Genomic DNA, 22,050 nt, shown 5'->3' with positions numbered 1-22,050 from the left:
AGCTTGGATTCCTCACCATCGGCCTGTTTGATCCTGCGGATCCGGCGCGGGGCCATGAATCCACGTTGCAGATCATCGAACTTGGCGAGCGGCTTGGATTCGACAGCGCCTGGCTGCGGCACCGCCATCTGCAGTTCGGAATTTCTTCCCCTGTGGCAGTCATGGCCGCCGCCAGCCAGCGCACATCCCGGATCCATCTTGGCACCGCCGTCACCCCGCTCGGGTGGGAAAACCCGCTGCGTCTGGCCGAGGACCTGGCCACTGTGGATCTGCTCGCCGGGGGACGTGTCAATCCCGGGCTGAGCGTGGGGGAACCCATGCACTACGACACAGTGAAACATGAACTTCACCCGGATACCTCGGAGCTTGAGGACTTCAGCTACGCCCGCGTGGAGCGGTTCGCCCGGCTGGTCGCCGGGGAAAAGGTGCGCGACTTTTCCGGCAGGCAAGGAGTGACCGAGGAGTTCTCCAACCGCGTCGAGCCGCACTCGCCGGGGCTGCGGGACCGGCTTTGGTATGGGGCGGGGAGCAAAAAGTCGGCCGTTTGGGCCGGAGCAAACGGCTTCAATCTGCTCTCCAGCAGTGTGGTCTTCCCCGAACCTGACCAGGAACCGGACTTTGCCCGCATTCAGCAATCGCAGATCCGGGCCTACCGTGAGGCCGCTGCGTCAGCACAAGCGCGGGGGCCGGCCAGGGTGTCGCAGGGCTTGGTGGTGATCCCCACCGATTCGGCGTCGCCGGGCCAGCGGGAGAAGTACCAACGCTACGTGGATGAACGTACTCCCCGCACCCGGGCGCCGCAGGGGCCGAAAGGCATGTTGTTCGCACCGGACCTCATCGGCACCAGCGAGGAACTTGCCGAGCAGCTCTACGCTCATGCAGGATTCCAGGAAGTCGACGAGGTGGCATTTGCACTGCCCTTCAGCTTTGACCATGAGGACTACGTCCAGATCCTCACGGACATCGCAGGCAAACTGGGTCCCGCCCTGGGATGGACTCCGGCTGAGGCCGGGGAGGCCACGAAGTAGGCGCGACGTAGAAGATCGATTCGCTGACGCTACGCGAAAGTCAGTTCTACATCCAGGCTGCCCGGCAGCGGGTGGAGGCTGACTGGAATTCCCCGGACCGGAAGTTGCAAGACTTGCGGGATGATCACTGAACACGCCCTGCTGCCTGTGATTCCTGGCCAGGAAGAAGCATTCGAAACGGCGTTCGCCCGTGCCCGCCCCATCATCGCCTCAATGCCCGGGTTCCTCACGTTGTCGCTCTCGCGGTCCACCGAGTTCCCAACACGTACCTTCTACTCGTGGAGTGGGACTCGCTGAAGGACCACACTGTTGCTTTCCGGGAATCCCCTGAGTACCAGGAGTGGCGCGCCCTCCTGCACCGGTTCTATGAGCCGTTTCCCGTCGTCGAGCACTACAACCTGGTCGCCTCGGTCCCTCGTCCGGGCCACAGCGTAACTACTGCCCCGACATGTGACAGTGCCTAGTGGTTGCTTCGGTTCCCGCCACCAGGGCAAGCCGGATTAATGGTGCAGGAGAAGGCCCCTACCCCCTCCTCTCACGGCCGTCCCCATGTTCAAATGGGAAGGTTGAACCGGCCGCCCGAGTCCGCTCCACGGCCTCGGCCAGATGGAAGGAAGCACATGACCGATCACCAGGACCATCCCCCGGTCCCCACTCCCGGAAGTGCCCAAGGCCTGGACCGCAAGGTTGAGGGTGGATGCCCGGTGGACCATGGCAGCGTGACCTCGCACGGCAGCGAGAGTGAGAACCCGGCGATCGACTCGCCGCAACCCAAGGGGCACCGGCCGCGGACCGTCGCAGACTGGTGGCCCAACCAGCTGGACCTCTCCGTGCTCCACGCCCACAACCAGGCTGGCAACCCGCTCGGCCCCACATTCAGCTACCGCGAGGAGTTCCAGAAGCTCGACGTCGAGGCCCTCAAGCAGGACATCACCCAGGTCCTGACCACCTCCCAGGACTGGTGGCCTGCGGACTTCGGCCACTACGGCGGCCTCATGATCCGGTTGAGCTGGCACGCCGCCGGAACCTACCGTGTCCAGGACGGCCGCGGCGGCGCCGGGGACGGCAGCCAGCGGTTCGCCCCGCTCAACAGCTGGCCGGACAACGCCAACCTGGACAAGGCCCGGCGGCTGCTGTGGCCCGTTAAGCAGAAGTACGGCCAAAAACTTTCCTGGGCCGATCTGCTGGTCCTCGCCGGAAACGTCGCGCTCGAATCCATGGGCTTCAAGACCTTTGGCTTCGCCTTCGGCCGCGAGGACGTATGGGAGCCCGAGGAGATTTTCTGGGGGCCGGAGGACACCTGGCTGGGAGACGAGCGCTACATCGGCGAAGGACAGATGGCGGAGGAGGTCGGCTCCACGGAAATGGGCCTGATCTACGTCAACCCCGAGGGGCCGATGGGCAACCCGGATCCCAAACTCGCGGCGGCATTCATCCGCGAGACCTTCAAACGCATGGCCATGAACGACGAAGAAACTTTCGCGCTGATCGCCGGCGGCCACACGTTCGGCAAGACCCACGGCGCCGGCGACGCCGATGCGCACGTCGGACCCGAGCCGGAGGGCGCAAACCTGGAGGAGCAGGGCCTCGGTTGGATCAGCACGTACGGCAGCGGCAAGGGCGGCGACACGATCACCTCCGGCCTTGAGGTCACGTGGACAGACCGGCCCACCCAGTGGAGCAACCGCTTCCTGGAAATCCTGTTCGAATACGAGTGGGAGCTGGTCAAGAGCCCGGCGGGCGCGCACCAGTGGGTCGCCAAGGATGCCCCGGAAATCATCCCTGACGCACACGACCCGGAGAAAAAGCACCGCCCCACCATGCTGACAACAGACCTGTCGCTGCGCTTCGACCCGGTCTACGGCGAAATCGGGCGGCGCTTCCTGGAGAACCCGGACGAGTTCCAGCTCGCGTTCGCGAAGGCCTGGTACAAACTGCTGCACCGCGACATGGGTCCCGTCGGTCCGCATATGCTCGGACCGTGGGTCCCGGAGGCCCAGCTCTGGCAGGACCCTGTCCCGGCGGTAGACCACGAGCTGATCGACGAGCAGGACATCGCCTCGCTCAAGGCGCAGCTGCTGGACTCGGGCCTGACCGTCTCGCAGCTTGCCGGCACGGCGTGGGCGGCCGCATCCACCTACCGCAAGACCGACAAGCGCGGCGGCGCCAACGGTGCGCGCATCCGGCTGGAGCCCCAGCGCAGCTGGGAGATCAACGAAAGCGAGCAGCTTTCGACGGCGGTGCAGGCGTTTGAGAAGGTGCAGCAGCAGTTCAACTCCGCCCAGGCCAACGGCAAAAAGGTCTCGCTGGCAGACCTGATCGTCCTCGGCGGCTGCGCGGCAGTGGAGAAGGCGGCGCAGGATGCCGGTTTCGCCGTCACCGTGCCGTTCCGGCCCGGACGGGCCGACGCCGCCCAGGACCAGACCGACGTCGAATCCTTCCAGTACCTGAAGCCGCGGGCAGACGGGTTCCGCAACTATGTACGAGCCGGCGAGAAGCTCCAGCCGGAGACCCTCCTGCTGGACAAGGCGTACCTGCTGGACCTCTCCGGGCCGGAGATGACAGTGCTCGTCGGCGGCATGCGCGCCCTCGGCACCAACATCGGCGGCTCCAAGCACGGAGTCCTCACCGACCGGCCGCAGGTCCTGACCAACGACTTCTTCGTCAACCTGCTCTCCCCGGGCACCAAGTGGAAGGCATCGCAAGGCGAGGAGAACGTCTACGAGATCAGCGACGTGGCCACCGGTGAGCTGAAGTGGACCGCCACGCCCGTGGACCTGGTCTTCGGCTCCAACTCCCAGCTCCGGGCACTGGCCGAGGTCTACGCCAGCGATGACGGCCGGGAGAAGTTCGTCAACGACTTCGTGGCCGCCTGGGTGAAGGTCATGGAGCTGGACCGCTTCGACCTGTCCTGAGCTCGGGTTACTGATTGATGGCCCCGGGCCGGCTGCAGACGCGGCCGGCCCGGAGCAGTCCTCCCGTTATCTGAGCCCGCAGGGCCCGTTCCATGACGTGATCAATGCGGCGACGCTGCCCCGCTGCGGGCGTCAAAACGGCGCCGATAGTCCGTTGGTGTCGTGGCAAACGCGGCCGCGAAGTTCTGGCGGAGGGTGACGGCGTTGCCGAATCCGCAGTCGGCCGAGATCTGGTCTATCGACAGGTCTGTTGTCTCAAGCAGCCGCCGTGCTGCGTCGAGCCGGCGGGCACGAATCCACGCTGCCGGTGTTGTGCCCGTTGCTGCCCGGAAGGCCCGGACGAAAGTGCGGCGGCTCAGGTGTGCCCGTGCGGCGAGATAGTCAATAGTGAGGGGTTGGGCCAGGTGCCCCAGGGCCCACTCGAGCAACCTTGAGATCGGGTCATCGGTGGAGCGCGGTGGCATGGGGTGCTCAATGTATTGCGCCTGTCCGCCCTCACGGTGCGGGGCAATGACGAGGCTGCGTGCCACGTGGTTTGCCGCTTCTGCTCCCAGCCGGGCACGCACCAGGTGCAGGCAGGCGTCCAGCGCGGACGCGGTGCCGGCCGAGGTCAGTACGTCACCGTGATCGATATAGAGAACGGACTGGTCAAGGGTGACGTCGGGGTGCCGCTCAGCCAGGGATTCGAAGGCCTGCCAGTGCGTGACGGCCCGGCGTCCGGACAGCAATCCTGCGTCCGCTACCGGAATGGCCCCAAGGCACAGCCCCAGGATGGCCACACCTCTCCCGTGCGCTCCCTGCAGCACCCGCCGCAACGAATCGCTGGGGACTCGCCCGTCGTCGAACCATGAGGGCACCACCACAACGTCTGCCTCTTCGGCGGCTTCGGGTCCTTTCACCTCCCCCAGCCGATACCCCTCAGCGGTTGTTATCCCGCCTGCCTGGTCAGAAAAAAGAACTGTCTCCCACCCGGCAATGCCCTGGCGGGCAACCTCGTCAAAAACCATCTGCGGGACAGCAAGGTGAAACATGGTTGCCCCGTCGAAGGCGTACACCGCGATCCTCATGCTGCACCTCTTCCTGATTGGCCCGATTCCATCGTATATGTGCCTTCGTGCCACTGTTGGCATTCGTCGGCAGCAGGAAGACTGAAACGGTTGCCAGAAGGCAGCCCAGAAAATCCCCAGGGAGAACCAAGAAAATGACCAGCCCCCGCCGCGCCCTTATCCTCATCGACGTGCAGCAGCAGTACTTCGGCGGCCCGCTCGAGATCCAGTACCCGCCGCACCAGGAGTCGCTGCCCATGATTTCGAAGGCAGTCGACGCCGCCACCGCAGCGGGCATTCCGATCGTCGCGATCCAGCACTCCGCGGGCGAAGGTGCACCCGTCTTTGCGCCCGGCACGCCTGAATTCGAGCTGCACCCCGAGATTGAACGCCGCAAGACCGGCAGCTGGCATTCCATCATCAAGGACTACGGGTCCGTGTACGCCGGCACGGACCTCGCCGCCTGGTTGCGCCAGCACGACGTCGACACGGTCACCCTGGTGGGCTACATGACCAACAACTGCGTGCTCGCCTCAGCCGTGGAGGCAGAGTTCCTTGGCTTCACCACAGAAGTCCTCTCAGATGCCACCGGCGCCATCAACCTCGCCAACGACGCAGGCTTCGCTGACGCAAAGACGGTCCACACGACGCTCCTGACGTTGCTGAACTCGAACTGGGCAGCAGTAGCGGATACTGACACGTGGACCAGGGCGCTGGACAGCCGGCAGGCTCTGACAAGGAGTGACCTCGGCAGCTCCGCGGTGGCCGGTTCCAGACTGCTCCCCCAGGCATAACCAGCCCAAAAACTCTCAAGGACTTATTGAATGAAGTGGATTCTTCTGGCCGGCGCGATCCTCAGTGAGGTGAGTGCGTCCCTTGCCCTGAAGGCTGCCCTGGATCATCCTGCCTTCTTCATTGTTGTTGTCCTCGGCTACACCGCTTCTTTCGGTTTCCTCGCAGGGGTACTCCGCAAAGGCCTTGGCCTGGGGGTCGCCTACGGCATCTGGGCTGCGCTGGGCGTAACCCTCACGGTGCTGCTGGCGGCCCTCATCTTCGGCGAAGCACTGACCCCTGTCATGCTGGTCGGGGTGGCCATGGTCATCGGCGGGGTCCTCTGCGTTGAACTGGGATCGCACAAAACGCCGGCCGGAGAGCCGGCAAAGGAAATGGCCAGCTCATGATGTGGCTTCTGCTGGCAGGGGCCATCCTCACCGAGGTGACCGCCACCTTGTTCCTGCGTGTCGCGTCCACCGGCAAGCGCCGCTGGTACCTACCGGTCGGCGTCGGGTATTTCCTGGCGTTTGCCCTCCTCACCCTGACCCTGGACCAGGGAATGAGCCTCGGGGTTGCGTACGGCACCTGGGCCGCTGCCGGCGTCGCCCTGACCGCACTGGGAAGCCGCGTCTTCTTCAAGGAGACAATCACCCCAGTCATGATGCTGGGGCTCGGCCTCATCATCGGCGGCGTCCTGCTCATCGAGCTTGGTGCCGTCCACTAGGCAGGAAGTGCAGCGGGGGTTCCGGCTAGGCTGAAGTTTGGGTGCACCTTTGTGCCCGCGAAATACACGGTGTAGTGGGGGAATTCCATGGGGGAACAGCGTTTCATTTTTGGCGGAGCGGCCACGGTTCCGTCGGCAGTGAGAGCGTCGGCGGCGTTCTGGATCGCCAGCACTTTCACTTCCTGGGCGGTGCCCGGAATCATCACAGCGGTTCGGATCGGCATGCACCAGGCCGAATGGGGCTGGCTCGAACTGCTGGGGGTAGCGTTCGGGGCTCCCTTCGCCGCGCTTCAGGTCTGGGCGGCATTGCGGCTGCTCAGGGGCGCCCACTGGGCCAGGATCGTTCTGACGCTCGTCGCGGTTTTTTACGTCTCAGCCGCTGTCAACAACCACTGGTCCGTGCTTCCCATGGTGAGCCTCATCCTCGCCGTGGCCGGAAGCGTGCTGATGTGGCAGCCCGCAACCAACGCGTTCTTCCAACCGCAGAAGGAGTTGCCGGCTTCCGACCAGCAAGCCAGAAGATAAGGCCACAGGGCTGGCACGGGCCGGATTAGCCCTCCCGCCAGTCATGCCCGGTGATGTGTGACCCGGCTTGCGGGCCCATCTGCAGCATCCCTCCGTCCACCGCCCACGAGGCCCCTGTGACATAGCTGGACGCCGGGGATGCCAGAAACGCGATGACCGTGGCGACCTCCCGCGCGTCGCCCGGCCGGCCCAACGGAACCCCCGGCCGGTCCGTCGTCGTCGGATCCTGATCCTCCTGACCGGTCATCGGCGTGGCGATTTCTCCCGGCGCAACGCTGTTGGCCGTAATGCCGAACTCGGCGAGTTCCAAGGCCATGGTCTTGATCAGTCCTCCCAGCCCGTGCTTCGAGGCGTCATATGCGGCGGCGCCCACCCGCGGCTGGAATTCGTGAACGCTGGTGACGGCAACGATGCGCCCGCCGTTGCCTGCTTTGACCATGCGGCGCGCCGCGGCCTGCAGGCACACGAAGGCACCGTTGAGGTTCGTATCCAGCGTGTTGGTCCAGGTGGCGATGTCCAGGTCCAGGAACTTGGTCGCGTCGCCGGTGCCGGCATTGTTGACGAAGACGTCCAGCCCTCCGAGGTCCTCGGCGAGGGAATCGATGACGGCCGCTGCACCATGCAGGTCCGTGGTGTCCAGCTGCCGCACGATCCCCCGCCGGCCGAGGCTGCGCACCTCCTCGGCCGTTTCCTCGGCGCCCTGCTGGTCCGAGTGCCAGGTTATTCCTACATCCAGGCCGGCCTTGGCCAACGCGACTGCCGTGGCGCGGCCGATGCCCGAATCGGAGCCGGTGACGATTGCCGTTGAGGGTGAGAATCCGGTTGTGCCTTCCATGATGCCGCCTTTGATCGGTGATCGTGGTCAAACCAGGGACGATTTCCACGGTAGGTGTTGCCGGCTGCCGGGTACAAGGACTCTCGGGCAAGGCCACTTTCCGGAATTGGCTATGGTTTCCGCACACGGCGGCCACCTACCGTGGTTGAGGCAGCAATGCCGCCGAGTCCTGCACACCAAAGGAAAGTCCACCATGCCCACCGTTGTGAACGAGTATCCCTTCTCTCAGGTCGACGTCTTTGCCCCCGGCCCCAAGGCAGGCAACCCGGTCGCCGTCGTGCATGACGCCCATGGCCTGTCCACGGAACAGATGCAAAGCTTCGCGAACTGGACGAATCTCTCCGAGACCACGTTCCTCCTGGAGCCGTCGCACCCGGAAGCGGACTACAGGCTGCGTATTTTCACACCGGCGGCCGAACTGCCGTTTGCCGGGCACCCCACCCTTGGCTCGGCGCACGCGTGGCTGGAAGAGGGCGGGCAGCCCCGCCGTGACGGGGAGCTGGTGCAGGAATGCGAGGCAGGGCTGGTCAAGATCCGCCGCTCCGGCACCGATCTCGCTTTCGCGGCGCCGCCACTGGTCCGCTCCGGTCCGGTTGAACCCGAAGTACTGGAACACGCCCTCACCAGCCTGGGCCTCGACGCCGGCCAGGTCCTCGGCAGCAACTGGGTGGACAACGGCCCGGGCTGGCTGGGAATCCGGCTGCACTCCGCCGAAGCAGTGCTCCAGCTGCAGCCCGACTTCACCCTGATGGATGACCTCTGCATCGGCGTCATCGGAAGCTACCCGGAGGGAAAACCCGCGGGCTTTGAGGTCCGGGCCTTCGTTCCCGGTTTCAGCGTTCCGGAGGACCCCGTTACAGGCAGCCTCAACGCCGGCCTGGCGCAGTGGCTCCTGAGCGAGGGGGTGGTGAGCGGGAACTACACCGTACAGCAAGGCACTGTGCTGGGACGCGGCGGCCTGCTCACCGTCACCGTCGAAGATGACGAAATCTGGATCGGTGGGGTGAGCCGGTCCGTGGTCAGCGGCCGCGTGTCGCTGTAGGTCCGCACTCCCGCGGTGTTTGCGGGCCTCTCCCCGCGCTTGCGTCAGTGAACCGGGCTGCCGGGTCTCGTGTGTTCCAGCTCAGAGATGGGGTGGTGGACGGCCCGTGCGCGCACCCTCTGGGTGCCCGTGTGCACCGGCACAGGCTGCGAGGGCCTCATGCGTTGTGAGGGTTCGGCCCGGCGGCTCTCGCTCAGGTCGCGGATCAGGCCGGTCCCGGCGATCTCACGCACACGATAGATCCCGGCCGCTGCCGCCCTTTTCGTAGGGAACTTTACTGACATTGCCACAAGCTCCCCCGACTTGCCGATGAGCTTGAACCTGTACCCGCCGTCGGGCGCGCTTATCAATTCGAAGTGTCCGGACATCGTTGTCAGCCTCCACTCTCTAGGTAATGCGTGCAAATTTCCAGCCTAGGCACGTGCCTTTCGGATCCGTTAGGGCCGAAGGCCCCCACTGCGGATGCCGGCGCGCGGACGTGGAGCGCTGGGGCGGAGGCGGGTGGAGGGTTCTAATCGTCGTCCTGAGGATCGGCGGGCTCGTCGGGGCCGGGCCTGCCGGGGGTGTCGTGGTCGCCCCCGGCGTCGGGTTCCTGGGCTGATCGGTGGGCGGATTCGCGAACGGATTCCTGGCCGGGTTCTGTGAGCATCGGGTCATCGGAGTACGGCGCATGCAGGCGGGGAACAGCCTCGATGAGTTCGTTGGCGGCCATGGCGAGGAGGTCCCGCTGGATGGGCGGCAGGGACAGCAAACCCTGCAGATACGCTTCGACTTCGTATTCGCCCACGCCGCCGCCGATGCTGAAGTAGTTCAGCCAGAGCTCCCCCGGTGTCAGGTCCGCGGCCTTCAGCGCTGCCCGGAGCTGGCGCCGTTGCTCGGGTTCGTTGGGATCGAAACCCATGATGACGAGCCTCTAGTTCCCGTCGGCCGGCATCGCGGCGATGAGTTCGACGGCGGCCTCGGCGAGGGACAGGCGCCACCGCCTGGCCTGGCGCATCAGTTCCTCCAAGGCACGCTCGTGCCCGAGCCCGTGCCGCTGCATCAGTATCCCGCAGGCACGGTTCACCATGTCCCTGCTTTCCAGGGCGGCATGGAGGTCGTCGCTGATGAGGCGCGGCACATCGCTGCCCTGGACGTGCGAGAGCAGTGTTGCGGCCGGGGCTGCAAACAGCTCCAGGAGCCGTACGGTGGCCGGGGTGTAGGCAGAGGGAAGCGCGGCGTAGATCTTCAGGGCGCCCACGCTTTCCTTGTCCGCGACGAGCGCGGTACTCACCACCGATCGGATCGGAAGCCCTCGGACCGCCTCTCTCCACCGCGGCCAGCGATCATCGGTGCGGACGTCGTCCACAAGAATGGATTCCTCGGCGGCCCAGGCAGTGAGGCAGGGCCCTTCCCCGAGTTCGTACTGCAGCGCGTCTGCCTCTTCCACCACCCGGTCGGTGGCGCCGTGGCTGGTCCTGCGGCCCTGTGAATCCATGACCGAGACTCCCGCGCCGATGGTGCCGGGAACGGAGTCCTTGATGGCCTTGGCAAGTAACTCGACGGCGGCATCGACTTTTTCCTCGGTCAGGAGCAGGCGTCGGATCCTGCCGATTGCACCGGAGAGCTCATCCAGTGGAAGTTTCTCAGCCATGGAACGTCCTGAGGCCAGTCACCGGACAATCCGAGTCGGGCGGGCCGTCCGGAGAAATCGTGTGCGGGTAACAGTTTTGTGCCCGCATTTAGCTTAGACCCGACGGCGTCTGCGTCGCAGGGGTTCGTCAGCTAGCCGCGGGGCTTTGATGATGTCTTCTTCCTTCAAGATGGGGAGCCGGGGTGCTGTCATGGGACAGCACCCCGGCTCTTTAGTCAGCCGCGCTCATGGCGAGACAGACTTGTCTACCTAGAGGATGCTGTGGCCGCCATCGTTCACGACCGAACCCTCAGACACAGTGTTGGCCGCTGCATTCAGGCTGGCGTTCGCGTCCAGGTTCAGACCGGCGCTCAGGTCCGACACAACACTGCCCTCAGTGGAGCCTTCGCTCCAAGCGCTGTGACCCTCGTTCACAACGGAGCCCTCAGACACCGCCGTGGCCGCGGCGTTCAGGCTCGCATCGGCATCCAGGTTCAGATCGGCGTTCAGGTCAGACACAACACTGCCCTCAGCGGAGCCTTCGCTCCACGTGGAGGAACCGCCGTCGTTCACAACCGAACCCTCAGACACAGCGGTGGCCGCAGCGTCCAGGTTCAGGCCCGCGTTCAGCCCAGCGTTCAGGTCGGACACAACACTGCCCTCAGTGGAGCCTTCGCTCCAAGTGCTGTGACCGTCGTTCACAACCGAACCCTCGGTCACGGTGTTGGCCGCAGCATCCAGGTTGGCGTCGGCATCCAGGTTCAGGCCTGCGTTCAGGTCCGAAACCACACTGCCCGCGGCGGAGCCTTGGCTCCAGGTGGAGGACCCGCCGTCGTTCACACCGGAGTCGTTCACGACCGAACCCTCGGTCACGGTGTAGGTGGCCGTGTGGAGGTTAGCGTCGAGGTTGAGGCCAAGGCCCGCGCTCAGGTCCGAAACCACACTGCCGTCAGTGGTGCCGTGCCCCCAGATGGAGGACCCGCCGTCGTTCACGACCGAACCCTCAGACACCGCAGAAGCGGCGGCATCCAGGTTGGCGCCCAGGTTCAGGCCGATGCTGGTTCCCGAGCCGAGGCCAAGGTCCGACGTCGTGTTGGTGGAATCGGAGGCGGAGGCTGCGCCGGCGCCGAGGATGAGTACTCCGCCGGCGAACACGGCGCTGCACAGGGTGGTGCGTACGAAAGATTTCATGGCTATTTGTTCCTTTACTAGTGAAATGAGAGCCAGGCACAGTAGGTGCGTGGCGAATTGCCGTCCGCGCAAAAGGGCACGGTGCCGGCCTCACTAGTCGGGGGAAAAGCCGTGATCCCGGCTGACCGAACCGGGCAGCTCGTCGGAAGAGTTGCGGACACCCTTGAGCGAGATCTGCGTCAAGGAAAACTGGAAGGCCGGGACGTCGGCCGCGACGGCGGATCCACCGTCGCCGCCCGTCCTCAGCAATGAGCCGGAACCTGCCGGGGCCGTTGCCGGCGCTGCGGGAGCTGGCGTTGCGGGACGCTCGGGAGCGGGAGTCCGCGCTGCCATGACGACAGTGCTGCCGGCGTCGGACCTTACAGCCTGGACGGGCACGAAGTCCCGCATCAGCGTGAGCTGCGTGTCCGGGGTTATGCCCGCAACAGCTGCGTCAGCAGCGGACCTGGCGCCGTCGGCCGGTGCGGAGTTCTGCGAGGCGGACCCCGTGGCGGGCGGCTGGGCAGGATCGCCGACGACGTCGGGGACCGCGGGGGCAACGTCACCGGCCACGGAGCCGACCGGGGCCAGCACAGGTGCAGTGATATCAGCCGCCAGATCGGTGACTGGGGCGGTGATTTCGGCGACCGTTTGAGTGAGGGGGGCGACGGCGTCGGAAGCGAGCGCAGTTACCGGTGCCACCGCGCTGGTGACCTGCTCGACGACGGCGGTCACCGGCGCCGCGGCCGGAGCCAGGGCAGTGTCCACGGGCGCCACAACCGGTTCGGCGATGGCCTGGACCTGGGGTGCCAGCGGCGCTGCCACGGCGGCAACGGGTTCGGCCAGCGCGGCCAAGGGGCCTTGCTCAACCGCGGCGGTGTCAGAGGTAATGGTGTCCGTGACGGGCGGCAACAGGCTGGACGCCTGGGCCGAGACTGCTCCGAAGATGACCCAGGCCGCCGCGAGCAGCGTTCCCAGGATGAAGGACTGCAGGGCGGAGGGAAGCCACGATGCACTATCGCGCATTGCTTCACCTCGCATTGCTCCACCTCCCGATCGGGGCCGGACATCATCGATTACCGCAGGACTTACAAGCCATTCGCTGCCGCCGGGGTGGCGGATGGGTGCGTTTCCAAAAAGGAAGAACTCGTGGGCGAGGTGCAGGACGCCACGAGCGCCTGACGCTCAGCCGGCGCCGAGGCGAATTAGGATGCTGGCATGGGGGAGCATCAAGGCGGGAAATTATTGCGGACGCGCGGGCAGATCTACGTTGAAATCGGCATTCGAACGTCCATGGAGCGGCTGTGGAGCCTTAGCCAGGACCCGGGTCTGCATCCCCGGTGGGACCTGCGGTTTTCCCGGATCGTCCCGACGGGCGGTGACGACGGCGGGCCTGTCAGTTTTCGTTATGAGTTCCGCCTTCCGTTCCACACCATCAAGGGGACCGGGACTTCCCTGGGCCACCGGTTGCGTGCCGACGGGCAGGCGACATCCGTGTTGAAGTTCGCCACCGACGATGCGCTCTCCCCCATTGGTCCGGGCTCGGGCTATTGGCGGTATATCCCCACGGCTGAGGGCGTGCGATTCATCACCGGCTACAAGTATGAGCCGGGAATGGGCGTCCTTGGAAAGATGCTGGACGGCCCGGTCATCCGGCCGGCCCTCGGCTGGGCGACGGCACTCAGCTTCGACCGCCTGCGGCTGTGGGCTGAGCGGGACATTGACCCGGGAGACTCCCGGAATCGGTGGATCATCGACGCTATGGCCAGGGCAAGCGGCTTCCTGGCCGCCGCCCTGCTGCTCCGACAAGCGGTGGCCGGCCACAACGCGGGAGCGGCCACGGCCTTGGGCGTCACTGCGGCGCTGGCCTCATGCTTCCTCCCGCCGCACAGGACGGTGCCGCGGGCGGGGAGATGCCTGCGGCACGCGCCGGATGAACGGGCCCGGACGTGCGCCGTCCGCCCTCGCGGCGCTCCGGTCGCCGGGGGTAGGCGGCTTGCCGCCGGGCGTCGGCGGCAGGCCGGCGGAGAGGACGTAGACGTGGCTTCAATCTTCGAGCAGGCGCTCGGGCGGGATTTCGACCGGCTCCACCCCATGCTGCGGAAACGCTTCGGCGTTGACACCTCGGCCGGCTACGCCTGCGTTGGCCGCGGAGTCTTTTCGGAAGTGCGCCGCGGGGCATGGTGGACGGTTCCGTTTCTGCGGATCGGGGCTTACCGCAACATCCTCTTTCCCGACCAGGGAGAGAACGTCCCGTTCACGATCGAAAACTATCCCTATGTTGATGGTCTTGGCCGGCCCACGGTCACTTTCGTGCGCACCTTGCAGCTCCCGGGGTCCAAACGCCGCCGCTTCGATGCCACCATGGTTTACAGTCCGGAGACCGGTGGCATCACCGACTACCTCGGCACCCACCAGCACCTGGCCACCGGCCTCATCCTGGAGGTGCTGCCGGACGGCTCGCTGCATCTCCGGTCAACGGGCCAGCGGTTCTACGAGGGCTTCATCGGATTCACTTTCCCCTCAGCCTTCACTGGCACCGCGGACCTGTACGAGAGCTTTGACGACGCCCGCGGGGTATTCACCATTCAGATGCAGGTTCGAAATCCCGTCCTGGGGTTCCTTTTTGGCTACCGGGGCGAGTTCACCTGCACGTTCCCGGCCACACCTCCTGAGGGTGCGCCGCACCGGCTCAGGCCAGTCCGCGAAGAAAGGCGGCAGTAGATGATGGGACGCACGTGGGGGCTTAGGAAGCGGCGCGGCCGCGTGACGTCTGCTCAGAGTGGACGGCCGCGGACGAGGCGGGCGACGCTGCCCGGGCGGCCGCGCTTGCCTCCGAGCTGCTGCAGCTGAGTCCGAAGTCCTATTACATCTGGTTCCAAGCAGGTCTCCTGTCCAAGGCCCTCGGCAACTGGCCGGAAAGCCTCGAGCGCAACAAGCGGGCATTGGAGCTCTTCACGGCAAAGGATGGTGAAGAGTTCGACGGCGCCAATCCGGCAGCATGGAACCTGGGCATCGCATCAACAGCCACCGGTGACTGGGCCACGGCCAGGCGGGCGTGGGTAGCTTACGGTTTGGAGCGGTATGAAAATGAGTCCGGGCCCATCGATATGGACTGCGGCATGGCGCCGGTCCGGCTGAATCCCGACCGCCCGAGCCTTCCCCACCAAGTGCTGCATACGGCCGGGAGTACCGAAGTGGTCTGGTGCTGGCGCCGCAGCCCGGCGCATGCAGTCATAGCGAGCGTCCCGCTTCCCGAGTCCGGCCACAGGTTCAGAGACGTTGTCCTGCATGACGGAGAACGTAGAGGAACGCGGCGGCTCGACGGGCAGGAAGTGTCGGTCTTCGACCAGCTGGAGCGCCTGGAAGAATCCGGACTATCAACGTGGCAGGCGCAGGTTGCCGGTGCCAGCTCCGATGACATGCAGGCGCTGTCGGACCTTTGCGAGCAGCGGCCGCTCGGCCTCGATGACTGGTCCGGGACCGGTTGATGTGCTCGGAATGCTCGCACGGCTCGCCTGAGGACGGTCACAGCCACATGCCGGCAGCATCAGAGGTGAGGCGGCTTGGACTTGCCGGCCACGAGTCGGACCTCGGCCAACTTCTGGAGGCCTGGCTCGACGGCAGGCCCGGAATCGACGTCCTCAACCTCGAGCTGCTCTGGTGACCTCCTCGGTTCCCTGACGTACCGGTCACGAAGACGACACCCATGCGGTAGCTCAGCCGCCCAGCACCACGTTGACCGGAGGCTCCCCGGCCAGCATCAGGTCGATCTGCCGCTGCAGGAGCCGGCCCATGCGCGGGCGCATCGCGGAGCTTGCTCCGCCGACGTGCGGCGTGATGATGACGCCGGGCGTGCCCCACAGCGGGTGGTCCCGGGGCAGGGGCTCGGGGTCCGTGACGTCCAGTGCGGCGCGGATGCGCCCGGAGGCGGTGTGGCGGACCAGCGCTTCGGTGTCCGCCACCGGTCCGCGGGCCACGTTGACCAGCAGCGCGCCGTCCGGCATTGCTGCAAGGAAGGCGTCGTCGACCAGGTGCCAGGTGGCGTCGCTAAGCGGAACCCCGACCACCACAATGTCATGCTCCGGCAGCAGCTCCGGCAGCTCGTCAATCCCGTAGATGACGCCGCTCTCATCCGTCCGCTGCCGGCTTGCCACCCTGGTGACGCTCGTTTCAAACGGGATGAGCCGCTGCTCGATCGCCTTTCCCACGCCGCCGTAGCCCACAATGAGGACGCGGCGGTCGGCCAGGCTGGCGGTGGGCCGGGCATCCCAGACGCCGTCCCGCTGGCTCTTCATAAGCCGCGGAAATTCCCGCTGGCTTGCCAGGATCATGGCCAGCGTCAGCTCGGCAGTGGAAGTTTCGTGCACGCCGGCCGCATTCGCGAAAACCCGGCCATCGGGGAGCGAGTCGGCCACGCCGTCGTACCCGATCGACTGGCTTTGCACCAGGGTGGTCTCCACAGCTTCGAGATTCTTCAGGACCTTCGTGCCGCCCATGTACGGCGGGACCACGATGTCGATCTGCGGCTGCGGCGGCCCACCCGTGAAGTCCCACTCAAGCACGGTGACGTCCGGATGCGGCGTCAGGTACTCACGAAGTACGGCATCGGGCAGGCTGACAGTGATCTTCCGCGTCATGGTTGCCAGCCTAGTGGAGGGACGGGAGGTGGCAGGAACCGCTGTCCGGCCTCCGGACGTCCCCCGATGGCGGTCGGATTGGCAGGTGTCGCGGGACGCTGCCTTGAGCAAATTCGGCCAGATGACCGCATGGATATTGCTGGGGAAATTCGACGATTGAAGGGCGAATCTGGGCGGCGACATTTCCCTGAGTGGGCCCAGGGAACGGCGCGGGCCCCGGAGGAACTGCTCCCTGCAAGGCCCCCCGAGGTGCTCCTACCGACAAGTACTCTTGGACCTATGACGACACTGTCCGAGCAGTTGGCCCATCAGCAGCAGCTCGCAACGCAACAGTTGGAACAGTGGCGCGGCATGTCAGACCAGCCCGGTGCGCCCCGACCTGTCGATCACAGCGGAGTATTTCCAACCCGGGAATCAGCGACTGAAGCCAGCCATGAGCTGGTCACTTCGGGGTACGGCACGCGTATAAGTGACGATCAGGGATACGTGCTCTTAGAGGCCCAGAAGGTCAACGCTATCGACGCGGAAACGGTTCAAAAGTTCACGGAAGAAGTACTGACCATCTTCCATCGCTTCGGTGGCGACTATGACGGATGGGGAGCCCCCGTGGTCGATTCACCGCCTGCCATCGAAACACCGGGTCGCTCATGGCTAAAGCGGCTCATACGCCCTCGTTGATCGAAGGAGGCCTCTTCCATAGTGCGTTGCAGGGCCCATTGCGTCGGTGTACGTTGGCCGGATGCTGAGCATTGGCTCGATCGTGATCCGCGTCGACGACCTCCATGCCCAGATGGCCTTCTGGCAGGCCGCCCTCGGCTTCGAGCCGCGGCATGAACCCGAGGACGACTTTGTGATCCTGCAGCCGCCGGGCGGAGTGGGCACCTGCATCTCGCTGGACCGCGTCCCGTCGGTAGTGCAAATCCCGCCACGCATCCACCTGGACCTCTACACCGAGGACCAGACCGGCGAAGTGCAGCGGCTCCTCGAATTGGGCGCCACCCGCGTTGAGTGGAGCAAACGCCCCGCCGACGCGGACTACGTGATCATGGCAGATCCCGAGGGCAACCGTTTCTGCGTCATCGACACCGCCGGCCGCGCGGACGACGTGGTGTCCGCCGCGGGCGGCTGAGTCCGCAGGCTAACTCCCTTAATCGCACAGCCGTGCCATAAAACGCCGCGGCGGCGCCCCCCGGGCAGCGAACTCCTAACGGGCCGGAACGGGCTCGACGGCGGCAGGAGCCTCCGGTGCGCCGCCCGCCGTCGTGACGTCCGCCGTCGTGACGTCCGCCGTCGTGCCTTGCGGTATTTCCGCAGTTTCCGGGAGCTCCCCGCGGAAGGCGCGGAGCATGGCGTCGCGGTCGAACTGGCCCTCCCATTTGGCGACGACGAACGTGGCCACGCAGTTGCCCAGCAGGTTCACGGAGACGCGCATGGAGTCCATCAGGCGGTCGGCGCCCAGGAGCAGGGCCACGCCGGCCACCGGGAAGATGCCCAGCGCGGCCGCGGTGGCCGAGAGTGCCAGGAAGGCCGAACCGGGGACTCCGGCCATCCCCTTGGAGGTCAGCATCAGGATGCCCAGGGCCGCGAGCTGCTGGCCCAGGTCGAGGTTGTGGCCGAAGGCCTGCGCCAGGAACAGCAGGGAGATGGACAGGTACAGCGCGGCTCCGTCCAGGTTGAACGAGTACCCGGTGGGCACCACGAGGCCGGTGGTGGCACGGGAGCAGCCGGCGTTGGTCAGCTTGGTCATGATGCGCGGGAGGACGGACTCGGTGGATGCCGTGCCGAGCGCCAGCAGGAATTCCTCGCGGCTGTACTTGATGAACTGCCACAGCGGCACCCGCGGATACACCCACGCCACCACGAACAGCAGCCCGATGAAGATGATGGCGGCACCGTAGCAGGCGGCGATCAGCAGCGCGTAGGTGCTCAGCGAGCCGAGTCCATACTGGCCGATGATGAACGCCATGGCGCCGAACGCCCCTACCGGCGCAACACGCATTACCCAGCCCATGATCTTGAAGAACAGCTCCAGCACCGTCTCGAGCAGGTTCACCACGGGCAGGCAGCGTTCGCGGCCCACCACCACGATCGCCGCCCCGAAGAACACCGAGAAGCAGAGCACCTGCAGCAGGCTGTTGGAGGCGAACGCGCCCACCACGCTGGTGGGAACGATGCCCAGCAGGAACGCGCCGGCGTCCTTGGGCGGCGCCGTGCCGGTCTTGGCGTTGAGGGCGTCCTGCGAGAGCGTATTCGGGTCGATGTTCAGTCCGGCGCCGGGCTGCACGATATTGCCCACCACCAGCCCGAACACCAGGGCGAAGAGCGTCGCGCCGGTGAAATACAGCAGCGCCTTCACGCCCACCCGGCCCACGGCTTTCACGTCGCCCACGGCCGAGATGCCCGTGACAATCACAAGGAAGATCAGCGGGGCGATGATCATCTTGATCAGCTGGATGAAGCCGTCGCCCAGCGGACGCAGGGCCGAGCCGAGGTCCGGCCAGAAGTGGCCGATCCCGATGCCCAGGCACACAGCCACGAGGATCTGGGCGAAGAGCGATTTATAGAGCGGCTTCTTAGGCGTCGTTGCGGTGTTTGTTTCACTTGGCGCGGACGCGGAGGACGTGGCCGGGGTCGCGTGCGTGTTCGGGGGGATCTTCATCAGGGCTGCCAATCAACAGGGAAAAGGCGCGCTGGACGCCTTCAGGTCATGGGCAACGCTAGGATCCCCGTGTTTCCGGCAGGCTAAATCCGTACTGCGGAATTGTTTAACCGCAGAATGGAAGACTGGCAGATGCTTCCCGGAGTCGAAGGATCACACCTCGTCGTCCCAGGTGCCGGCGTCCCGGGCCGCATCTTCCGGCTTGCGTTCAGCGTCCGGCTCGCCGCTGCCAATGTACGACGCCGGGACGGTGCCGCCCGCCTGCGTCTGCTGTTCTTCGCGGATGTTCTTCGCTGCACGCTTTTCCGGGTGCTGTTGCCCGACGGCGTCGGGATCGCCCGGACCGATAAGGCCGGCGGGGTCGCTTGCTGCTTCCTGGGGGTCGGTCATGAAGTGCCTTTCGTTCGTGGAAAAACCAGCCTATGGCGCCGCCTTTCCCCCGGCTATATTTCCGGATGTCCAATATCCTGAATTAGCCTGCTTTTTCAGCGTAAAGTCGCGGGAAAAAGGTGCATAGCGGCTCTGGCGCCGGGGCAAAAGTGGGAGCACGATTGTACTACCGGGCTACGAAATAACAAGAGCAGAGCCCGGAGTTAAGCCCCCGCAACGTTCGGGTGTGCTGTTTGAAAATGGGATGGGCAGGCTGAGGCCGCAACCAGTTTTCGTGATCGTGGCCGGACAGTGCTGTCCGAAAATGATTCGCATCCTTTCAGGAGCAATAAAAATGTCCATCACTACACCAACCAAATCCCGCGCCTTCGGAACTCGAGTTGCACTGATTTCGGCTGTTTCGCTGGGTCTTATCGGCGGGCCTGTCGCACTGGCAGTGCCAGCTGACGCATCGACGTCGCTGCGCGGTTGTACCGTGAACCCGTTGAAGCCGACGGATGCAGGTAAAAACCTCGCGGAATTTAAGATCAGGATCGATTGCAACGGCAACAAGACCGTGGATGTGCGCCAGAAGCGCTTTGAAAAGGACCGGCACGGGCGCGACGACAAGCTCGGCAATTTCGAATGGAAGAAGCTGGAATTCGACAAGCATGACGGCCGCGTCACCGTCAGCACGAGGGACAGCGTCCACAGGGACAAGGGCAGGGACCGCGTGTACCAGGAGGTTTCCTTCAGGGTGAAGAGCGGCAACAACTGGTCCGACTGGACCAAGTGGGAAAGGAGCGACGTGGCAGTCATTGGTGACCGTCATTGACTGACCCTCACTGAGCCAGGAGCACCCCGCCCCTGGCTCTTCCCTGCTCCCTCTCCGGTCCTTTCGCCGGCACCAAATTCACTCCTCCTGATGCAAACCAAAGAATTATCAGTATGCTTAGTACTTGAACCGGACGGGCCGGCGGATTGCCCTTAGCGGCGGCCGGGTACTGGAAGTGGCTAGGAGCGATGAATGATGACGGAAGTTCCGAAGGAACGCGCCACGGAGTTGGTCCTGGGCAATCGCTATCGGCTGATCGAGCTTGTGGGCAGGGGCGCCGCGGCCGGTGTTTACCGGGGCAGCGATGAATCCCTCGGGCGGGAAGTGGCCGTCAAGCTGTTCAACCGCGAGAGTGCGGATTCTGAGCTGATCGCCCGCCAGCAGGCCGAAATCAGGATCCTGGCATCACTCAACCACCCATCCTTGGTTACCCTGTTCGATGCCGGGTCCGAATCGTCGGATTCCGGGGGCGAGCGCAAATATGTGGTCATGGAGTATGTTGCCGGCCCGGACCTTCGCAGCCTCGTTCGCGAAGGCCCGCTCAGTATGAAGCAGGTGGCAACCATTGGCGCGGACCTTGCCTCCGCGTTGGACTATGTCCACAGCCATGGCGTAATCCACCGGGACGTCAAGCCCGGAAATGTCCTGCTGTTCGAGCCGACGGCCTCTGCCGGAGCCTCCCGCTGGCGGGCCAAACTCGCGGACTTCGGCATTGCACGGATGCTGGAAGAGGAACGGCTGACCGGCACCGGCAAAACGGTAGGAACAGCCGCGTACCTGAGCCCCGAACAGGCCTTGGGGGAAGCCCTGACGGGTGCAAGCGACGTGTATTCGCTGGGGCTGGTCCTCCTCGAGTGCTTCACCGGGCACGTGGAGTTCCCCGGGAACCATGTGGAGTCCGGCATTGCCAGGCTCCAGCGGAATCCTGTCATTCCGGAAACACTCGGCAGGGGCTGGCAGCAAGTACTGGCCCGCATGACCGCCAGGCGCCCGGAAGACCGGCCGTCGCCGGCAGATGCTTCGGCACTGCTGCGCGAACTGGAACAGGAGGGCGTCTTCCGAACGCCTCCTGCGGTGCAGCACGTCACCCCGCCTCGCATCAAGACAGCCGGGCATGCCAACCCCACCCGGCCCCCACGGCGGAAGCTCAGCAAACGGGTACGGGGAGCCGCGGGGGCCATCCTAGCGGGCTCACTCCTCCTAGGCTTCACAACCGCCACCCACGGAGGCGCTCCCGCAGCGCCGGCCGCACCGGCAGCCCCCCTTCACGCGAACCCCCTCGATTACCACCTGGACGAGCTGGAAAAGACATTGAAGCCATGACCCTGCGCACTTCTGCCTCACCCCGAACCAGGACCGCACTGTTTCGAGCGGCCCTGTTGGCGGGCCTCCTGGCATTCCTTCCCGGTTGCAGCCCGCAGGCTTCGGAGCTCTCAGCCGATTCAGCCGCAGCCCTCAGCAGCCGTTTGGGCACTGTGCGGGCTGCCGCCGCCGCAAACGACCATGACGGCGCGCTGCGCGAACTGGAACACCTCGAAAAGGACGTAGAGGGCGAAGCCGCCAACGGCAGCATGACCTTCGCCAGGTTTCAGAGCATCAGGTCCGCACTGAAACTGGTGCGCACTGACCTTCAGGCCCTGGTTCAAGCGGCGGCAGACGAACGGGCCGCCGAAGCCGCGAAGCAGGAAGCGGCGCCGGCGCCTCAGCCCGCACCGGCGCCAGCCATCGCCCCGTCCGTTGTCGACCCGACCCTGACCGACCCAACCCCGGCCAATGCCGCCCCGGACCCCGCCGTCCCGGGCCATGCGTCGGAACAAGGCAACGGCAAGGCCAAGTCCGGGGAAGCCGCCCACAAGGGCAAAGGCCCCTGAGGCGT

Annotated in this window: 27 protein-coding genes; 17 read left to right on the top strand and 10 right to left on the bottom strand. The window is 65.4% G+C overall.

Annotated elements, in window-relative coordinates; translation table 11 throughout:
- The 4 genes from WMN78_RS14875 to katG all read left to right on the top strand — a co-directional run.
- A partial coding sequence (locus tag WMN78_RS14875; RefSeq protein WP_340534513.1) for an LLM class flavin-dependent oxidoreductase occupies positions 1-1,028 on the top strand: 1,028 nt, incomplete at its 5' end.
- Positions 1,029-1,148: 120 nt separating this feature from the next.
- The gene (locus WMN78_RS14870) at positions 1,149-1,325 is read left to right on the top strand and encodes an antibiotic biosynthesis monooxygenase family protein (protein ID WP_340534512.1); all 177 of its coding nucleotides are present in this window, start codon (positions 1,149-1,151) and stop codon (positions 1,323-1,325) included.
- A complete protein-coding gene (locus tag WMN78_RS14865; protein ID WP_340534511.1) occupies positions 1,307-1,492 on the top strand; it encodes a hypothetical protein in 186 nt (61 codons plus the stop codon). The genes WMN78_RS14870 and WMN78_RS14865 overlap by 19 nt, the downstream gene beginning before the upstream one ends.
- 156 nt (positions 1,493-1,648) lie before the next feature.
- A complete protein-coding gene (katG, locus tag WMN78_RS14860) occupies positions 1,649-3,943 on the top strand; it encodes a catalase/peroxidase HPI (RefSeq protein WP_340534510.1) in 2,295 nt (764 codons plus the stop codon).
- Positions 3,944-4,044: 101 nt separating this feature from the next.
- Here the strand turns inward: katG and WMN78_RS14855 are convergent, their stop codons facing one another.
- Positions 4,045-5,010: a GlxA family transcriptional regulator gene (locus tag WMN78_RS14855; protein ID WP_340534509.1), complete on the bottom strand. Its 966-nt coding sequence runs from the start codon at positions 5,008-5,010 to the stop codon at positions 4,045-4,047.
- A 134-nt stretch (positions 5,011-5,144) separates the two neighbouring features.
- Between WMN78_RS14855 and WMN78_RS14850 the strand changes: the two genes are divergently transcribed.
- From WMN78_RS14850 to WMN78_RS14835, 4 genes are all read left to right on the top strand, one after another.
- Complete coding sequence (locus WMN78_RS14850) at positions 5,145-5,783, top strand: isochorismatase family protein (RefSeq protein WP_340534508.1); 639 nt, start codon at positions 5,145-5,147, stop codon at positions 5,781-5,783.
- A 30-nt stretch (positions 5,784-5,813) separates the two neighbouring features.
- On the top strand, positions 5,814-6,170 hold the full coding sequence (locus WMN78_RS14845; RefSeq protein WP_340534507.1) for a DMT family transporter: 357 nt from the start codon (positions 5,814-5,816) through the stop codon (positions 6,168-6,170).
- Complete coding sequence (locus tag WMN78_RS14840; protein ID WP_305942427.1) at positions 6,167-6,487, top strand: DMT family transporter; 321 nt, start codon at positions 6,167-6,169, stop codon at positions 6,485-6,487. The genes WMN78_RS14845 and WMN78_RS14840 overlap by 4 nt, the downstream gene beginning before the upstream one ends.
- Positions 6,488-6,574: 87 nt before the next feature.
- Complete coding sequence (locus WMN78_RS14835) at positions 6,575-7,012, top strand: hypothetical protein (RefSeq protein WP_340534506.1); 438 nt, start codon at positions 6,575-6,577, stop codon at positions 7,010-7,012.
- 25 nt (positions 7,013-7,037) lie between these two features.
- Here the strand turns inward: WMN78_RS14835 and WMN78_RS14830 are convergent, their stop codons facing one another.
- A complete protein-coding gene (locus tag WMN78_RS14830; RefSeq protein WP_340534505.1) occupies positions 7,038-7,847 on the bottom strand; it encodes an SDR family oxidoreductase in 810 nt (269 codons plus the stop codon).
- A 193-nt stretch (positions 7,848-8,040) separates the two neighbouring features.
- Here WMN78_RS14830 and WMN78_RS14825 point away from each other — a divergent pair, with 193 nt between their 5' ends.
- On the top strand, positions 8,041-8,889 hold the full coding sequence (locus WMN78_RS14825; protein ID WP_340534504.1) for a PhzF family phenazine biosynthesis protein: 849 nt from the start codon (positions 8,041-8,043) through the stop codon (positions 8,887-8,889).
- A gap of 44 nt (positions 8,890-8,933) precedes the next feature.
- On the opposite strand, the gene WMN78_RS14820 is transcribed toward WMN78_RS14825, so the two are convergent.
- The 5 genes from WMN78_RS14820 to WMN78_RS14800 all read right to left on the bottom strand — a co-directional run bounded on the left by WMN78_RS14820 (position 8,934) and on the right by WMN78_RS14800 (position 12,712).
- Positions 8,934-9,173, bottom strand: a complete 240-nt coding sequence (locus WMN78_RS14820) for a hypothetical protein (RefSeq protein ID WP_425341154.1) — start codon at positions 9,171-9,173, stop codon at positions 8,934-8,936.
- Between the two features lie 227 nt (positions 9,174-9,400).
- Positions 9,401-9,790 (bottom strand): hypothetical protein, encoded by a 390-nt coding sequence (locus tag WMN78_RS14815; protein WP_340534502.1) that lies wholly within the window; start codon positions 9,788-9,790, stop codon positions 9,401-9,403.
- A 12-nt stretch (positions 9,791-9,802) separates the two neighbouring features.
- Positions 9,803-10,522, bottom strand: coding sequence for a GAF and ANTAR domain-containing protein (locus tag WMN78_RS14810; RefSeq protein WP_340534501.1), 720 nt, complete (start codon positions 10,520-10,522; stop codon positions 9,803-9,805).
- Between the two features lie 249 nt (positions 10,523-10,771).
- Entirely contained in the window at positions 10,772-11,692 is a 921-nt protein-coding gene (locus WMN78_RS14805; RefSeq protein ID WP_340534500.1) for a hypothetical protein, read from the bottom strand.
- A gap of 93 nt (positions 11,693-11,785) precedes the next feature.
- Positions 11,786-12,712, bottom strand: a complete 927-nt coding sequence (locus tag WMN78_RS14800) for a hypothetical protein (RefSeq protein WP_340534499.1) — start codon at positions 12,710-12,712, stop codon at positions 11,786-11,788.
- 177 nt (positions 12,713-12,889) lie between these two features.
- Between WMN78_RS14800 and WMN78_RS14795 the strand changes: the two genes are divergently transcribed.
- The 3 genes from WMN78_RS14795 to WMN78_RS14785 all read left to right on the top strand — a co-directional run bounded on the left by WMN78_RS14795 (position 12,890) and on the right by WMN78_RS14785 (position 15,338).
- Entirely contained in the window at positions 12,890-14,395 is a 1,506-nt protein-coding gene (locus WMN78_RS14795) for a DUF4166 domain-containing protein (RefSeq protein WP_340534498.1), read from the top strand.
- 221 nt (positions 14,396-14,616) lie between these two features.
- Positions 14,617-15,162 carry a hypothetical protein gene (locus tag WMN78_RS14790; RefSeq protein ID WP_340534497.1) on the top strand — a complete coding sequence of 182 codons (546 nt, stop codon included), beginning with the start codon at positions 14,617-14,619 and terminating at the stop codon, positions 15,160-15,162.
- Positions 15,163-15,209: 47 nt separating this feature from the next.
- Positions 15,210-15,338, top strand: a complete 129-nt coding sequence (locus tag WMN78_RS14785; protein ID WP_340534496.1) for a hypothetical protein — start codon at positions 15,210-15,212, stop codon at positions 15,336-15,338.
- Positions 15,339-15,390: 52 nt separating this feature from the next.
- On the opposite strand, the gene WMN78_RS14780 is transcribed toward WMN78_RS14785, so the two are convergent.
- Positions 15,391-16,311, bottom strand: a complete 921-nt coding sequence (locus WMN78_RS14780; protein ID WP_340534495.1) for a 2-hydroxyacid dehydrogenase — start codon at positions 16,309-16,311, stop codon at positions 15,391-15,393.
- Between the two features lie 279 nt (positions 16,312-16,590).
- Here WMN78_RS14780 and WMN78_RS14775 point away from each other — a divergent pair, with 279 nt between their 5' ends.
- Complete coding sequence (locus WMN78_RS14775; RefSeq protein WP_340534494.1) at positions 16,591-16,989, top strand: ribonuclease E inhibitor RraB; 399 nt, start codon at positions 16,591-16,593, stop codon at positions 16,987-16,989.
- 61 nt (positions 16,990-17,050) lie between these two features.
- Positions 17,051-17,440 (top strand): VOC family protein, encoded by a 390-nt coding sequence (locus tag WMN78_RS14770; RefSeq protein WP_340534493.1) that lies wholly within the window; start codon positions 17,051-17,053, stop codon positions 17,438-17,440.
- Between the two features lie 75 nt (positions 17,441-17,515).
- Here WMN78_RS14770 and WMN78_RS14765 read toward each other — a convergent pair whose 3' ends face one another.
- Together WMN78_RS14765 and WMN78_RS14760 are read right to left on the bottom strand one after the other, a co-directional pair.
- Positions 17,516-18,970 carry a cation:dicarboxylate symporter family transporter gene (locus tag WMN78_RS14765; RefSeq protein ID WP_340534492.1) on the bottom strand — a complete coding sequence of 485 codons (1,455 nt, stop codon included), beginning with the start codon at positions 18,968-18,970 and terminating at the stop codon, positions 17,516-17,518.
- Positions 18,971-19,123: 153 nt separating this feature from the next.
- Entirely contained in the window at positions 19,124-19,360 is a 237-nt protein-coding gene (locus WMN78_RS14760) for a hypothetical protein (protein ID WP_340534491.1), read from the bottom strand.
- A gap of 334 nt (positions 19,361-19,694) precedes the next feature.
- On the opposite strand from WMN78_RS14760, the gene WMN78_RS14755 reads away from it, so the two are divergent.
- From WMN78_RS14755 to WMN78_RS14745, 3 genes are all read left to right on the top strand, one after another.
- Entirely contained in the window at positions 19,695-20,174 is a 480-nt protein-coding gene (locus WMN78_RS14755) for a hypothetical protein (RefSeq protein ID WP_340534490.1), read from the top strand.
- Between the two features lie 192 nt (positions 20,175-20,366).
- A complete protein-coding gene (locus WMN78_RS14750; protein WP_340534489.1) occupies positions 20,367-21,497 on the top strand; it encodes a serine/threonine-protein kinase in 1,131 nt (376 codons plus the stop codon).
- Complete coding sequence (locus WMN78_RS14745; RefSeq protein WP_340534488.1) at positions 21,494-22,045, top strand: mucin-associated surface protein; 552 nt, start codon at positions 21,494-21,496, stop codon at positions 22,043-22,045. Before WMN78_RS14750 ends, WMN78_RS14745 begins: the two co-directional genes overlap by 4 nt.
- Positions 22,046-22,050 lie beyond the last annotated feature (5 nt).

The sequence above is a fragment of the Arthrobacter oryzae genome (genome assembly GCF_037911235.1).
Lineage (GTDB): Bacteria > Actinomycetota > Actinomycetes > Actinomycetales > Micrococcaceae > Arthrobacter > Arthrobacter oryzae_E.
The sequence above is the reverse complement of the archived record's forward strand: the minus strand, read 5'-3'. Positions and strand labels throughout refer to the sequence as shown.